12 protein-coding genes and 2 riboswitches are annotated in these 15,590 nt (G+C 47.2%); of the genes, 3 read left to right on the top strand and 9 right to left on the bottom strand.

What is annotated here, in order from left to right; genetic code table 11:
- Positions 1-354: 354 nt before the first annotated feature.
- A complete protein-coding gene (gene gcvH / locus H7T88_RS04690; RefSeq protein WP_090915477.1) occupies positions 355-747 on the bottom strand; it encodes a glycine cleavage system protein GcvH in 393 nt (130 codons plus the stop codon).
- Positions 748-1,093: 346 nt separating this feature from the next.
- A riboswitch (glycine riboswitch) is annotated at positions 1,094-1,216 on the top strand.
- Between the two features lie 3 nt (positions 1,217-1,219).
- Positions 1,220-1,320: riboswitch (glycine riboswitch) on the top strand.
- 229 nt (positions 1,321-1,549) lie between these two features.
- Here gcvH and gcvT point away from each other — a divergent pair.
- From gcvT to gcvPB, 3 genes are all read left to right on the top strand, one after another.
- A complete protein-coding gene (gene gcvT / locus H7T88_RS04695; RefSeq protein WP_154887568.1) occupies positions 1,550-2,692 on the top strand; it encodes a glycine cleavage system aminomethyltransferase GcvT in 1,143 nt (380 codons plus the stop codon).
- Complete coding sequence (gene gcvPA / locus H7T88_RS04700; RefSeq protein WP_221787314.1) at positions 2,689-4,044, top strand: aminomethyl-transferring glycine dehydrogenase subunit GcvPA; 1,356 nt, start codon at positions 2,689-2,691, stop codon at positions 4,042-4,044. Before gcvT ends, gcvPA begins: the two co-directional genes overlap by 4 nt.
- Positions 4,045-4,130: 86 nt before the next feature.
- The gene (gene gcvPB, locus H7T88_RS04705; protein ID WP_373323330.1) at positions 4,131-5,639 is read left to right on the top strand and encodes an aminomethyl-transferring glycine dehydrogenase subunit GcvPB; all 1,509 of its coding nucleotides are present in this window, start codon (positions 4,131-4,133) and stop codon (positions 5,637-5,639) included.
- A gap of 245 nt (positions 5,640-5,884) precedes the next feature.
- Here the strand turns inward: gcvPB and ptsP are convergent, their stop codons facing one another.
- The 8 genes from ptsP to H7T88_RS04745 form a co-directional block, all read right to left on the bottom strand.
- The gene (ptsP, locus tag H7T88_RS04710; RefSeq protein ID WP_221787317.1) at positions 5,885-7,597 is read right to left on the bottom strand and encodes a phosphoenolpyruvate--protein phosphotransferase; all 1,713 of its coding nucleotides are present in this window, start codon (positions 7,595-7,597) and stop codon (positions 5,885-5,887) included.
- A complete protein-coding gene (locus H7T88_RS04715) occupies positions 7,590-7,865 on the bottom strand; it encodes an HPr family phosphocarrier protein (protein ID WP_036617010.1) in 276 nt (91 codons plus the stop codon). Before H7T88_RS04715 ends, ptsP begins: the two co-directional genes overlap by 8 nt.
- A 77-nt stretch (positions 7,866-7,942) precedes the next feature.
- Positions 7,943-9,997 carry a glucose-specific PTS transporter subunit IIBC gene (gene ptsG / locus H7T88_RS04720; RefSeq protein ID WP_090915485.1) on the bottom strand — a complete coding sequence of 685 codons (2,055 nt, stop codon included), beginning with the start codon at positions 9,995-9,997 and terminating at the stop codon, positions 7,943-7,945.
- 287 nt (positions 9,998-10,284) lie between these two features.
- The gene (glcT, locus tag H7T88_RS04725) at positions 10,285-11,139 is read right to left on the bottom strand and encodes a glucose PTS transporter transcription antiterminator GlcT (protein ID WP_090915486.1); all 855 of its coding nucleotides are present in this window, start codon (positions 11,137-11,139) and stop codon (positions 10,285-10,287) included.
- Positions 11,140-11,305: 166 nt separating this feature from the next.
- Entirely contained in the window at positions 11,306-12,859 is a 1,554-nt protein-coding gene (floT, locus tag H7T88_RS04730; RefSeq protein ID WP_221787320.1) for a flotillin lipid rafts scaffold protein FloT, read from the bottom strand.
- Positions 12,860-12,942: 83 nt separating this feature from the next.
- Complete coding sequence (locus H7T88_RS04735; protein ID WP_221787323.1) at positions 12,943-13,479, bottom strand: NfeD family membrane protein; 537 nt, start codon at positions 13,477-13,479, stop codon at positions 12,943-12,945.
- Between the two features lie 307 nt (positions 13,480-13,786).
- A complete protein-coding gene (locus H7T88_RS04740; RefSeq protein WP_221787325.1) occupies positions 13,787-14,950 on the bottom strand; it encodes an iron-containing alcohol dehydrogenase in 1,164 nt (387 codons plus the stop codon).
- 92 nt (positions 14,951-15,042) lie between these two features.
- Entirely contained in the window at positions 15,043-15,573 is a 531-nt protein-coding gene (locus H7T88_RS04745) for an MSMEG_1061 family FMN-dependent PPOX-type flavoprotein (RefSeq protein ID WP_154983440.1), read from the bottom strand.
- Between the last annotated feature and the right edge of the window lie 17 nt (positions 15,574-15,590).

Genomic DNA, 15,590 nt, shown 5'->3' on the forward strand with positions numbered 1-15,590 from the left:
GAGAAAACCTTCCTGTTCAATCAAATGAAAGCGTACTTTCGTCATGAACAATGATGACAACATTGGATTATGTAGTCGCTCTTAATTAGGAATATATGCTCAACCCTTTGATACGCAAGGCTTTTCTTGCCTATGACTTTATTCATATACAACATACAAAGCAATAAAATAGCTTGGTCCGTTTGCATTTTTTTTATTCATGATGCTATGTCACTCCAAAATACGTAAAAAAACAGCAAAAAACCTGCGTAAGCTCCATAGCTCACACAGGTTTAAAGAACAAGATTTTTTATATTCAAACGAGATTATATATATGTCAATAAGTACAAATCAACTCGACAATCCAGTCGAATTCTATTCCTCAGTATGTTTAAGATAAGCATCCGCCTTCAGCAATGTGGATAATGCAGCTGCTACATCTCCATCGACACGGATTTCGATCATCCAGCCTTCTTCATAAGGAGAACTATTGACCAGTTCTGGCGAATCCTGCAAAGCTTCATTCACTGCAACAATGGTGCCGCTGACAGGTGAGAACAGATCAGATACCGTTTTGACGGATTCAATCGTACCGATACTGTCTTCTGCTTTTACACCGGCTTCAAGATCAGGCAATTCTACAAACACAATGTCACCCAGCTGATGCTGCGCGAACTCGGTAATGCCAATACGTACGGTATCCTCCCCTACGGTTTGCACCCATTCGTGCTCTTTACTGTACAGGAAATCATTTCTCAATTCGCTCATCGATATCCGCCTCGCTTTTCATTAATGAGTGCATGCGTTCTTTGACCTTCACCTTTTTCCCAGACAATAGCGTATGATATTTCAGATTCAAATGTCAAGTTAGCTCACAATTTATTTAGATTTGGATACCTCTTCGTGTGTAACCTTACACTACTCTTTCTGCATATAATGGTGAATATTACAATAGTAAGCGCACTCTTTTAAAATAACCGAACATTAATATAGTATAAACATTAAATATTCGTATTTTACACAATTTCAATGATATCGTTCTTGACATCAGGACTGTATTCACGTTTTAATGAGAAGAGCAACTGAAGTTAATTGGACTACGTATGAACCGCGGATGAATGTAAAGGGAGAGATTGCCCGTACACCCGGTTTGGGGATGTGCATGAGGCGGCGCCGAAGGAGTAAACCACCGACAAGCGGGGGTGAATCTCTCAGGCAAAAGGACTTTTACAGGACGCAACTCTGGAGAGCATCTAATCGTCCTATACGGACGTTATGATCACCCAAGGGGAAACCTGTCTGAATAAACGGCGGGGTAACTCTCAGGTACAAGGGACAGAGCCTAAGAATACAGCGTGCTACTTGGCATGCCGGTTCTTTGGCCTGTCCTTTTCCTTTTTCCCAAAAAATGAATTGCAGGTTCTAGAATCGTACTGAACATAACCAATGAAAAAATGTAGAACAGTCGGCTGTTAACTCTCGATTACCAAAATTACTTAAGCATTATTGATCTGGCTCACAGAACGTGTTTTCATACTTGGCCTACTACGGCCCATGACGAGGTGATTGGATGTCTGATTTATTAAGAACACCACTCTTCCCCCTATACGCGCAATATGAAGGTGTACGTTGCATTGATTTTGGCGGTTGGGAGTTGCCCGTGCAGTTTAGCGGTATTCAAAAAGAGCATGAAGCCGTGCGCGAGCGCGCCGGGCTGTTTGATGTATCCCATATGGGCGAATTCACCGTAACGGGTGAACAGGCAGAAGCCTTTTTGCAAAACATGACAACCAACGACGTGACCGCAACTGTACCAGGTCAGGCACAATACACACTGATGTGTTATCCCGATGGCGGTGTAGTGGATGATCTGCTCATCTATAAACTCGCGGAGCAACACTACATGCTGGTCGTCAATGCCTCCAATATCGACAAAGACTGGGCATGGTTGCAGGAGCACATTATACCTGGGGTGAACATCACCAATGATTCCGAGCAAACGGCGTTGCTTGCGCTACAAGGCCCTTTAGCGGTCGATATTCTCTCGAAGGTTACAGGTTCAGAGATAGATGCAAGCTCCATCGAACCGTTCCGCTTCGTGCAGCATGCCGAGGTATGCGGAGTAAAGCTGCTGCTATCACGAACCGGTTACACCGGAGAAGATGGCTTTGAACTGTATGTTGCAGCTGATCAGGCAGCCCTCGTATGGAACGGACTGATGGAAGCCGGTGCTGATGTAGGCCTCGTTCCAGCAGGACTTGGTGCACGTGATACACTGCGATTCGAAGCGAAGTTGCCTTTATACGGGCAGGAATTATCACCAACCATCTCTCCACTGGAGGCAGGGCTGGGCATGTTTGTGAAACTGAACGCCGGGTCTTTTATCGGACACGAAGCTTTGTTGCAACAAAAAAATGACGGCCCTGCCCGCAAGCTGATCGGTATCGAAGTGCTGGAGCGTGGCATACCGCGGCCCCATTACCCGATCTATGCGGATGGCGTTCAGATTGGTGAAGTGACAACCGGTACACAGTCGCCGACCTTGAAACGTAATCTGGGGCTTGCCCTGATTGACAGCAAATATACTGCACTGGGTACACCACTGGAGATTGAGATTCGTGGCAAAAAGCTAAAAGCCGAGGTCGTCAAGACCCCTTTTCATAAACGGACACGTACGTCAAAGACACCTACCCAAGGAGCTGAGCAAGCATGAGCAAGCACCGCTACATCCCCATGACAGAACAAGACCAGAGCGCTATGCTGGCCACGATCGGCGTGGATACTCTTGAAGATTTGTTCAAAGATATCCCGCAGGAAATTCGTTACCAAGGCGAGTTGCCTGTGTCCTCCAAACTGGATGAATATGCCTTAACTCGCCATATGTCGAAACAAGCTGGCTCCAATGCCAACTTTGAAACACACGCCAGCTTCCTCGGCGCAGGCATCTATGACCACCACATCCCTTCGGTCATCAACCATGTCATTTCCCGTTCGGAGTTCTATACAGCCTACACCCCTTATCAGCCGGAGATCAGCCAAGGAGAATTGCAGGCTATCTTTGAATTTCAGTCGTATATTTGTGAACTGACAGGTATGGCGGTAGCCAACGCGAGTATGTATGATGGTGCAACGGCTTTTGCAGAAGCTGGCAATCTTGCCGCCGCAGCTACCCGTCGTAAACAGCTTATCGTATCTCGCACCGTTCACCCTGAAGCCCGTCAAGTATTGCAGGCGTACGCACATGGCCTGAGTCTGGAGATTGTAGAGATTGGTTATAAAGATGGGGTTACAGATTGGGATGCCCTGCAAACGGCAATTTCGGAAGATACCGCAGCGGTTATGATTCAGAGCCCCAACTTCTTTGGTGCCGTGGAAAATATAAAACAGGCTGCCGACCTTGTGCACACGCACAAAGGACTGCTCGTGGTGAGCGCCAACCCGCTGTCGCTCGGTTTGCTGGAAGCCCCAGGCAAGCTGAGGGCCGACATCGTCGTAGGCGATGCGCAGCCCCTCGGAATCGCCGCTTCGCTCGGCGGACCCACTTGCGGATACTTCGCCGTGTCCCAGGCTCACATGCGCCGGATTCCTGGTCGAATCGTCGGCCAGACGACCGATCGCAACGGCAAACGAGGCTTCGTGCTGACGCTGCAAGCCCGCGAGCAACACATTCGCCGCGAAAAAGCGACATCTAACATCTGCTCAAATCAGGCGTTATTAGCGCTTAGTGCTTCTGTCTATATGTCTACCATGGGAAGACAAGGCATGATTGATGTTGCTGATCTGAATTTGCAGAAGAGTCACTATGCACGAAATACGTTAACAGCTATTCCCGGAGTGAGACTTACTTTTACTGCTCCTACGTTTAACGAGTTCGTCATCCAGCTCCCTGAAGAAACCGATGTGGATGCTCTTCAGCTGAAACTGCTGGATGCAGGCTTCATCGGCGGTTATGAACTCGGACGTGAATATTCGGAACTGGCAGGACATATGCTCATTGCGGTCACCGAACGACGCAGCAAAGAAGAGATCGATGAATTCGCACGTGTATTGGAGGGATCGCTGTGACTCAGGAAACGACCACAAAAGTAACCATTGCGGGAGCTTCATCGGAAACATCTAACCTACATCAGTCAGTCAATCAGCAGACTGGAGTGGACTCGCAAGCATTAGGAACCCCAACCAGTCCGCAAGTCGCACCATCCGTTGCTCCCGAACAAACTCTGATTTTTGAACTGAGCAGTCCCGGACGTGTGGCCTATTCCTTGCCGGAATGTGATGTTCCCCGTCAGGATGCTGATACGTTGATTCCCCGGGAAATGCTGCGCTCGGAAGCGGCCGCGTTGCCGGAAGTATTCGAGGTTGATGTTATTCGTCATTATACGGCATTGTCCCGCCGCAACTTCGGGGTAGATAACGGCTTTTATCCACTTGGTTCCTGTACAATGAAATACAATCCAAAGATCAACGAAGATGTAGCACGTTACAACGGCTTTGCCAAAATCCATCCGTATCAGCATGAATCCAGTCTTCAAGGTGCTCTCGAACTGCTCCATACTTTACAAAATGATCTTGCAGGTCTGACCGGTATGGATGCCGTAACTCTGCAACCTGCTGCCGGAGCACACGGGGAATGGACCGGGCTTATGATGATTCGAGCTTATCACGAAAGCCGTGGTGAACTGCGTACCAAGGTTATCGTACCCGATTCATCTCATGGCACGAACCCGGCCAGCGCAACCGTAGCTGGATTCGAAACGGTGACAATCCCGTCGCGTACGGACGGTTTGGTCGATCTTGATGCTCTCCGTGCAGCAGTCGGTTCAGATACCGCAGCACTCATGCTGACGAATCCGAATACGCTCGGTTTGTTTGAAAAGGATATTCAAGATATTGCGTCCATCGTACACGAAGCTGGCGGATTATTGTATTATGACGGAGCTAACTCCAATGCCATCATGGGCATTACACGTCCGGGAGATATGGGCTTTGATGTGGTGCATCTGAATTTGCATAAAACGATGAGTACACCTCACGGTGGTGGTGGACCTGGTGCCGGACCTGTCGGTGTGAAGAGCCGCCTGATCCCGTTCTTACCTAAACCGATGGTTGTTCAAAATGATCAAGGCATGTACGCTCTGGATTACGAAGGAGATCAATCGATCGGTCGGGTCAAAGCCTATTATGGTAACTTCGGTATTCTTGTTCGTGCTTATGCTTATATTCGCACTTATGGACCAGAAGGGCTTCGCCGTGTGTCCGAATGTGCTGTGCTGAACGCCAATTATATGATGGCTCGCCTGGCACCTCATTACGAGATTCCTTATCCTGGCGTGTGCAAACATGAATTTGTCATGTCAGGCCGTGGCCTGAAGCAGTATGGTGTACGCACACTGGATGTAGCCAAACGCCTGCTGGACTTTGGGTATCACCCGCCAACCATCTACTTCCCGCTTAATGTCGAGGAGTGCATTATGATTGAGCCAACGGAAACCGAGAGCAAAGAGACGCTGGACGGATTTATCGATACAATGATCCGTATTGCGAAGGAAGCCGAAGAAACACCGGAATTGGTGCTCAACGCTCCGTACGGCACGCCGGTAACTCGTCTGGATGAAACGACCGCAGCACGCAAACCTGTATTAAACTGTGCTTGTAGCTAAATAAGTTAAACTTTTTACACAGTCTACTTTAATGACAGAGTCCCCCTGTGCGTGATGAGATATTCTCTCACTCCCATAAGGGGATTTTATTTTATCCACTTGTAAGAACAGCTATCCTGTCACTACGATAAAAAAGCAAAAAAAGCCGGCCCCCACTAAATCGTGGACACCGACAATATCGCTACATGAATGCAGCCCTTTATTCGGAAAAAGAAACCTCAAATCCGGAGGAAACTCCGGCAAAATTACGCTTGAATGCTTTGAACCAGTTCAACCACTTGTTCAGCAGTTTGCATTTCCAACGCTTTGGCAGCGAGTTCCTGCATGTCCGCACGGGACAATTTGGTGATTTGGCTACGCGCTGGCAGAATGGAAGTTGCGCTCATGCTGAACTCATCCAGTCCAAGACCAAGCAGCAATGGAATTGCTGTTTCGTCTCCTGCCATCTCACCGCACATGCCAGCCCATTTACCTTCACGATGCGCTGCATCGATAACCATTTTGACCAAACGCAAAATAGCCGGGTTGTATGGTTGGTAAAGATAAGATACACGCTCGTTCATCCGGTCAGCAGCCATCGTGTACTGAATCAGATCGTTGGTACCGATACTGAAGAAGTCCACTTCTTTGGCGAATTGGTCCGCCATTACAGCTGTTGATGGAATTTCGACCATGATCCCGAGTTGAATGCTATCAGAAACAGCGATCCCTTCAGCAACCAGCTTTTCCTTCTCTTCGAGCAGGACAGCTTTGGCTTCACGGAATTCACCCAGTGTTGCAATCATAGGGAACATGACACGCAGGTTTCCGTGTACACTTGCACGCAGTAATGCACGCAATTGAGTACGGAAGATATCCAGACGGTCCAGACACAGACGAACTGCGCGGAAGCCGAGGAATGGATTCATTTCTTTTGGCAGATCCAGATAAGGAAGCTCTTTGTCTCCACCGATGTCAAGTGTACGAACTACAACAGGTTTGCCTTCCATTTTTTCAAGTACAGCTTTGTAAGCATTGTACTGAATGTCTTCGGAAGGAAGCTTGTCTCTGCCCATGTACAAGAACTCGGTACGATACAAGCCTACCGCCTCGCCGCCGTTATCCAATACACCTGTTACATCGTTCGGCGTACCGATGTTTGCAGCCAGTTCCACATGAACGTTGTCCACCGTAACCGTTGGTTCGTCACGCAGTTTTCTCCACTCCGCACGCTGTGCATCATACTGTTCCTGTTTGGCACGGTATTCAGCAACGACGTCATCTGTAGGGTTAACCAGAACTTGACCGTCCAGACCGTCAACAATGATCAAGTCTCCTTGTTTCGCTTGAGCCAAGATGTCTTTCGTTCCAACCACAGCCGGAATCTCAAGCGAACGAGCCATGATAGCGGAGTGAGAAGTACGTCCACCGATGTTGGTTGCAAAACCTTTTACGTATTGGCGGTTCAATTGAGCTGTATCAGAAGGTGTTAAATCCTCTGCAAGCACAATCACTTCTTCACTGATTTCAGCCGGGCTCATGAAGTCGATACCAAGCAAGTGATTTAGCACACGCTTCGTAACGTCACGCATATCCGCAGCACGCTCTTGCAAGTATGCACTCTTCATGTTTTCGAACATCGAGATGAACTGGGAAGCTGTTTCATTCAATGCGAATTCTGCATTGATCATGTCATCAGCGATCTTCGCTTTCACCGGATCAATCAGTTCCGGGTCATCCAGGATGAGCAAATGCGATGCAAAAATCTCCGCTTTTTTCTCGCCAAGCTCTTGTAAAGTACGCTCTTTGATTGCCTCAAGCTCAGCGCGGGATTTACCCAGCGCCGAGTCAAGTTTAGCAATCTCTGCGTCAACGTCGTTAATCTGGCGTTTTTCTACAGAGTAGTCAGGATGCTCCAAGATAAACGCCTTGGCGATAGCAATACCCGCCGAAGCCGCGATCCCGGAAACATTAAGCATTAATTTCGCCCAACCCTTCGTTAACCATAACGTCTGTCAGAGCTTGAAGAGCTTCAGCTTCGCCTTCACCTTCAACGATGATGCTGATGGTGTCACCTTGCTCCAGACCGAGGGAAAGAACGCCCAGAATGGATTTCAATGTTACTTTTTTGCCGTTAGCTTCTGCAAAGGATTCAGCACCTTTGAATTTGTTTGCTGTATTAACCAGGGCAGTTGCCGGACGTGCGTGGATACCATCTTCGTCTGTAATTCTGAATGTTTGTTGCATTACAATCATCTCGCTTTCAGTAGTTTAGTTTAGGCATTGCATATATTTACACTTGCTTGCCATCGTTGGAACAGTTCTTATTTTATCTCAATGATCGGCTGATCGCCAACTTTGAGCACGCCACTCTTCTTCAAAGTGACGGTAGAACCTTCTGGCAGGTTGGTGAATATCACCGGAGAAATGATCGAAGGAGCGTTCGCTTTGACATACTCCAGATCCACTTCCATAATCGGTTGTCCTGCGGATACCAGGTCACCTTCCTGAACCAGTACGTTGAAACCTTGGCCTTTCAGTTTCACCGTATTAACACCTATGTGTACAAGCACTTCCTTACCGCCGTCGGACATGATGCCCACGGCATGTTTGCTTGGAAATACATTAAATACTTTACCATACACAGGGGATGTAATCGTTCCGTCATGTGGCAAAATGGCGAACCCGTCACCTGTCATTTTCTCAGCAAAGACTGGATCAGGTACATTGGTAATATCCATCAGCTCACCATTGACTGGCATCACGATATCCTCTGTGACAATGCGTTCACCTTGTTCTCCTTGTGCTTTCTCCTCTTCAGGAGTTGGTTTAACTTCAGCAACTGGAGTTGGTGCAGGTGTACGCCCTGCAATGATATCTTGCATTTGGGACTTGATCGTATCGGAACGTGTTCCGAAGATGGCTTGAACATTATTACCCACTTCAAGCACACCAGATGCACCCAATTGTTTCAAACGATCTTTTTGTACATTGGATTTCTCATTCACTTCAATCCGCAAACGAGTAATACATGCATCCAGATGTTTAATGTTTTCCTTCCCGCCAAAGGCTTCGAGGATATTGTGAGGCAGATCGTCCGTGGAGCCTGAAGAACCGCCGGATGCAGTTTCCGCAGATGCCTCTTCACGTCCAGGTGTTTTGAGATTGAACTTGCGAATGATCAATCGGAATCCGAAGTAATAGATCACGGCAAGGATCAAACCGACGATAATAACATCCCACCATGGTGTGCGGTTTGGAATGATACCAAAGATCAGGAAGTCAATGAAACCGCCTGAGAAGGTCATCCCGATCTTGACATCGAGCAATTGCATCGTCATGAAAGACAAACCTGCAAAGATACAGTGTACTGCAAACAAAATCGGTGCTACGAACAGGAATGAGAACTCGAGTGGTTCTGTGATCCCTGTCAGGAATGATGTCAGCGCAGCTGAACCCATGATCCCTGCAACATATTTTTTATGCTCAGGTCTTGCTTCATGGTACATCGCAAGTGCCGCTGCTGGCAAACCGAACATCATGAACGGGAATTTACCAACTTGGAACGTTCCCGCAGTCAATTCAACGCCATCGCGCAACTGGCTGAAGAAAATCTTTTGGTCCCCGCGAATAACATCGCCGGCTTTGTTCACATATTCACCGAACTCAAACCAGAATGGGGAGTAGAAAATGTGATGCAGACCAAACGGAATCAGTGACCGTTCTACAACACCGAAGATAAAGGCCGACAAAGTCGGGCTTGTATCTACCATGAAGTGAGAAATGGCATTTAATCCGTTCTGGATTGGTGGCCAGATGACCACGAGCAGTAACCCTAACAACAGGGAAACTACTGAAGTGACAATAGGAACAAATCGTTTACCCGCAAAGAATCCAAGGTAAGACGGCAGTTCAATTTTGAAGAACCGATTGTAACACAGCGCTGCAGCGATACCAATAATGATACCTCCAAACACCCCTGTGCTTAGTGTAGGAATACCCAAGATACTTGCATAACCAGGTACTTTGCCAATCATGGCAGGCGTAACACCTACTGCAGAACCCAGAGTTACATTCATCACCAGGTAACCGATGATGGCTGCAAGTCCTGCTACACCTTCACCGCCAGCGAGTCCAACAGCTACCCCGACAGCAAACAGCAATGCCAGATTATCAAATACGATCTGACCTGCGTTCATCATTATAGTTGCAATCGAGTTAACCCACGGGGTATCGAGCGCAGTCACATATTGCAGGAAATCCGGATTCACCAGCATGTTACCAATTCCGAGCAGCAAACCTGCGGCTGGCAAGATCGCTACAGGCAACATGAGAGCTTTACCTACTCTTTGCAATACACCAAAAAGCTTTTTAAACATCGCGTCGTATTCTTCCTTTCGTCTAAGTCTGTATGTCGTGATGCAAGCAATGGAACACAAAAAAGGCATGAACTAATAAAAGTGAACTGCGCCTACCTTGGGGTATAGCATACCCTTAAAAAGGTAGAACAATCACACTCTAATTAACTCATGCCTGATCGAGTCAGTAACACGTCGCTTATGTTTATTCAGTTGCTTGATTACGGTCACCATTGTAGCACCACTTCGAACGCATTGCAAGCCTTTACAGAAAAAAACGTAATTTTGCTAAAATTTCTGACATGATTTCACTTATTCTCTTCTTCTTTCCGTTGATTCAGTCGCTGTAAATGTATCGTTAGATACCCAACTTCTGCCGGATACACAGGCAATTTTAGTCGTTTCTCCATCACCTTCGTGAGTTTCCATGCAAGCGAGTACATTTCGGGGTATTCTAATTTAAGCAAGGAATCCAGCTTATGCAGTTCCTCCACCTTATCTCCACGGCGTACACGTTCCAGGGCAAACCGAAGGTGAGTTAACAGACGGGAATAATCCAAAGACTGCGTTTCAAATGAATAGTCGAGTTGGTCTGCAACCAGGTTTACCAGATCCGTAATTAATTGAGAATGCTCTCGTACTTGGGATATGTTCTGGTTCGTCATCGCGCTATAGATATGCAGAGCCACAAAACCAATCTCATCTTGGCCGAGATCCACGCCCATCTTTTCCTTAATTAAACGAACGGCATATTCCCCCATCCGATACTCATCTGGATAGATCTCTCTTGTCTCATATAAAAAAGGATTTTGGATGATTATTCCCTGCTCCTTGCGTTTAAGGGCAAAAGAAATATGATCTGTTAACGCAATATGAATATGTTCATTAAGCGGAACGTCCGTACGCTCTGCGATATACGTGATGACTTCGTTAATAATCTCAATTAAAGCCTCATCCACCTGCGGAAGAAGTTGCTTGTACTGCTCCTGCTCCTGCTGGTTTTTCAAAATAAACATCTTCTCCACAGCCGTCAGTGGGATGTCATCACTCGGCTTCCGGTTAAAGCCGATGCCCTTGCCGATGACCACAACTTCGCCGTGTTCAGGATGCTGTGCAATAATTACATTATTATTTAGTGCTTTATCTACATGCAGGCTGCTCATTTTTGCACCTCTTTTTTTCACACCATCTTGGATGTGTCTGACACATCTTCAAACCAAATCAAAAAAACATCCGGAGCGGGCAAACCGCGCCGGACGTCTCGCTTAAAAAGTAACAAAAATTCGCCATAAGGTCAATAGACCAGCCATGTAATTAAGCTGCCATTTCTTACTCTTTACTATTGCTACGCTCTACAATGCTCTCGATAATAGGTGACGTCTGTTTTACTGATTCACTCGATTGCACAGCCACTGGTGTAGCTGTTTTCGATTTGGTCAATCCTTTGATCAGTTGTTCCACGTCAATGCCTGACACACTTTTCAACATCTCAGGTGCAGTAGCCATCAGTTCCGTGACGTAGTTGCTGACACGTGCAGCACCCTCGCCCTTACCTGTATCTACTACCGTCAACTTGTCAATCGAGGAGATTGGCTCAGCGATTTTACCAGCCAGTTCAGGCAACATTTTGACAATGATATCGAGTACCGCAGCTTCGCCAAACTTCTGGAACGCCTCAGCCAATTTTTCTTTGGCTTCCGCTTCGGCAAGACCACGCAGACGAATAACTTCTGCATCGGCTGTACCTTTTGCACGCTCTGCATCCGCAATGGCCTGACCTTCAAGTCGTTTCTGCTCAGCTGTTGCTTTGGCTTGAGTTTCGATGGAGTACTGCACTGCATCAGCTTCACGCATCCGTTTTGCTTTATCCGCTTCCGCAGCCTGTTCAACGGCATAACGATCTGCTTCCGCTTTTTTCTTCACTTCCGCATCGTATTGTTTCTCACGCACCGTAATTTCTTTTTCCTGCAGGTCAATCTCACGTTCTTTACGTACGAGTTCTACTTTCATCTGCTCTTCTACAACCGTTTGTCTTGCGCGTGCTTCATGGATATGATACGCCTGATCCGCTTCCGCCTTGGCTGTATCCTGATCACGTTTAAAGGCCGCGACCTTCAATTCTTTCTCTTTGGCTGCCTCAGCAATGTTGGTATCACGCAGCAACTCGGCCTTCTGCCCTTGTTCTTCGGCATTTGCCTTCTGAATCCGTGCATCCCGCATCGCTTCCGCTTCGGCAATTTCAGCATCACGTTTCACGGCTGCGATTCTTGGTTTACCGAGTGCATCCAAGTACCCTTGTTTATCACGGACATCCTTAATGGTAAAGGAAACGATCTGCAGACCCATCTTTTTCAGATCCCGTGCGGCCACTCCTTGAACCTCTTGAGCAAAACGATCTCTGTTCCGATATACCTCTTCCACCGTCATCGTACCGAGAATGGCCCGTAAATGCCCCTCCAGCACTTCCTGGGCTTCTCCCCTCAGCGCGTCAACCGGTTTGCCGATAAATTGCTCCGCAGCCGTTGCAACGTCTTCTACAGCGCTTCCGACCTTGATGATCGCCACCCCGTCAGCAATAACAGGAACCCCCTGCTCTGTGTAGACCTCAGGCGTGGAGACATCGAGCTTGTGTGACAGTAACGAAATAAATTCAGACTGCTGGAACACAGGCAGGATGAACGCACCGCCGCCGCGCACGATTTTGATTTTACGTCCTGACTCATCTTCCGAAATATTTTTGCTACCCAGGAATGAACCGGTTACAATCATCGCTTCGTCGGGACCGACCGTTTTGTATCTCGCCCAGAAAGCTAAACCCAGAATCAAAATTACACCAACAACCACAACAGGAATTAACAATACATCCCAATCCAGATTACCCATTCACATCTCTCCCCTTGTATCGTAAGTATTAAAAATCATTCCGCTACCGTCAGTTCCCCGCATTATTAGGAAATTTCACTGACCTAGACATCCTTAAGTACATCTTCTTCCCACTCGGATACGCGCAATACTCCGTCCACCACATCGATGACAACCACTCGTGCCCCCGCCGCAATGGGTAGCTGTTCGAAGCTGGTCGCTGTCTGAATGGTGTTACCAGATGCAAAACGAATCATGACTTCACCAAATCCGTTTGCCGGTATCGGAATCGTGATTTCACCAATTTTGCCCGCTAACTCCTTCATGGAGAAACCAATTGAAACGTCACTGTTACGCATCGGCTTGATATATGCGAAAAATACCAGCATGGCTGCAGCAATACCGATCAGCAGGGATAAGATCAGATTCGACATCACACTAAGAGAGCTGTACCGCGTCAGTAGTATGCCTGCTCCACCAAAAGCAGTGATGGACCCCGCCAGTACAACAGGTTTAAAAAAATCAACACCAGGCATTTCGAAAGCACCATCCAGCAAACCGTCAATCAAGTCACCTAGCACCAGACTCACGATGGCAAAAACGGCACCTCCGATGAGACACCCCCAATAGATTGCTTCCATCCCCTCTTCCTCCTCTCCGCTGCAATTTCTCCCAACTGTGCATTCCACATGTAAATAAATACGTACATCCAGGCAAAATGTTTCAAAATCTTTCCTGAGTTGTATTGAGAAGCCGCTAATGGGTATTAGCATCATAATATTCAGGAATGCTCCATTTCTCTCTCCCATGCCAATTCACGGTGTGGAATCACAGAAGTGATTCACAGTAGTCCAGACATGAAAAAACGCAAGCCTCCAACAGGAGACTTGCGTTTATTATCAGTATTCCAATGGATATTAAGCTTACATGCCAAGCTTCTTAATTCACTTACAGCGAAGCTTTGTAGATGGATACCACATCTTCACGTTGCAGCTTTTTAAAGTTACCGAACGGTCCGAACAGCATCGCTTTATCCGCCATAACCTCAATCTGACTGTCATCAATATCATAGTCAGCCAAACGGTTTGGTGCACCAATGGATGTCCAGAACTTGCTGAGTGCATCAATGCCTTCATCGGCAATCTGTCTGTCGGATTTACCTTCAGGGTTCACGTCAAACACGTTGATCGCAAGACGTTTGAAACGATCTACCTTCACATCAAGGTTATGTCTCATCCAGTGCGGGAACAGAATTGCAAGTCCACCACCATGCGGGATGTCGTAGACCGCTGATACCGCATGTTCAATATTGTGCGTTGCCCAGTCTCCTGCAAGTCCCATGTTCAACACGCCATTAAGTGCCATTGTTCCGCAATACAGAATCGTCTCACGAAGTTCGTAGTTCTCCAGGTCATCCACCAAACGAGGTGCTGCATCCATAACTGTACGCAGAATCGTCTCACAGAAGCCGAGTTGAACAGGTGTGTTCGGATCCAGATGGAAATAATGCTCTAATACGTGAGACATCATGTCCACCATACCGTATACCGTTTGGTCCTTAGGTACCGTGTATGTGTTTACGGGATCAAGAATGGAGAATGCAGGGAAAGAATGCGCACTGCCCCAGCCCAGTTTCTCTTGTGTTTCCTGGTTTGTGATTACGGAACCGGAGTTCATCTCTGAACCAGTAGCCGCCATGGTCAGCACTGTGCCGAGTGGAAGCGCGTCTTGTGCAACAGCTTTACGCTGTGCAAAGTCCCACATGTCTCCATCATATTTGGCTCCAACGGCAATCGCTTTGGCGCAATCAAGCACACTACCGCCACCAACAGCCAGAATGAGCTCAATACCGTTCGTTTTACACAAGTCCACGCCTTTATGTACAGTGGATAGACGCGGATTCGGCTCCACACCTGCGAGCTCCGTTACTTCTGCTCCGATTTCCTTAAGCAAACCAAGCACTTGATCATACAGTCCGCTACGTTTGATGCTTCCACCGCCATATACAAGCAGAACCCGTTTGCCGTATTTCGGCACCTCAGTTTTCAACGCTTCGAGCTGACCTTTCCCGAAGATTAGACGAGTCGGGTTATAAAATTGAAAAGATCTCATGATCTATAATCGCCTCCAATGGAGTTTAGTTTTTAGTGCAACCTCAATTATAGTACCCCTTTTATAGAAAAACAAATCGATAGCTGCTCACTTTAGTTCAATCCGTTGATCTTCAAATGTGCTTGAAGAAGTTCATTCACGGATGGCAACTCTTCGGATTTCGCCCATGTTGCAGCGTCCCATAATCCTGCCTGATGAAAAGCACGCGGACAATGAATGAAACATTCCTCGACTTCAACAATGACGGCTGCTCCAATCGTTTTACCTTCCCAGTTCATTCTTTTGATGAATTCTTCATCCTTTGTAATCCGAGCTGTTCCATTGATACGCAGCACTTCATTCAAACCCGGAATCACAAACAACATTCCTACTCCTGGATCTGACAGAATGTTCAACAAGGAATCGATTCGACGATTTCCTGGGCGTTCCGGGTACACCAGTCTATAAGAATCAAATACACGAACAAAGCCGGGTTCATCCCCACGCGGTGATACATCACATTTTCCATCCTGATCCGAAGTGGACAAGAAGAACAAGGGTGACTTCGTGATAAAATTTTGAACATGCGAATCCACAAACGGGATTACTTTATTGCGCACACGTTCGCTGGATTCTCCAACCATGCTTTTAAGTTCCTTGG

It is taken from the genome of Paenibacillus cucumis (ex Kampfer et al. 2016) (genome assembly GCF_019748695.1).
GTDB lineage: Bacteria > Bacillota > Bacilli > Paenibacillales > Paenibacillaceae > Paenibacillus > Paenibacillus polysaccharolyticus.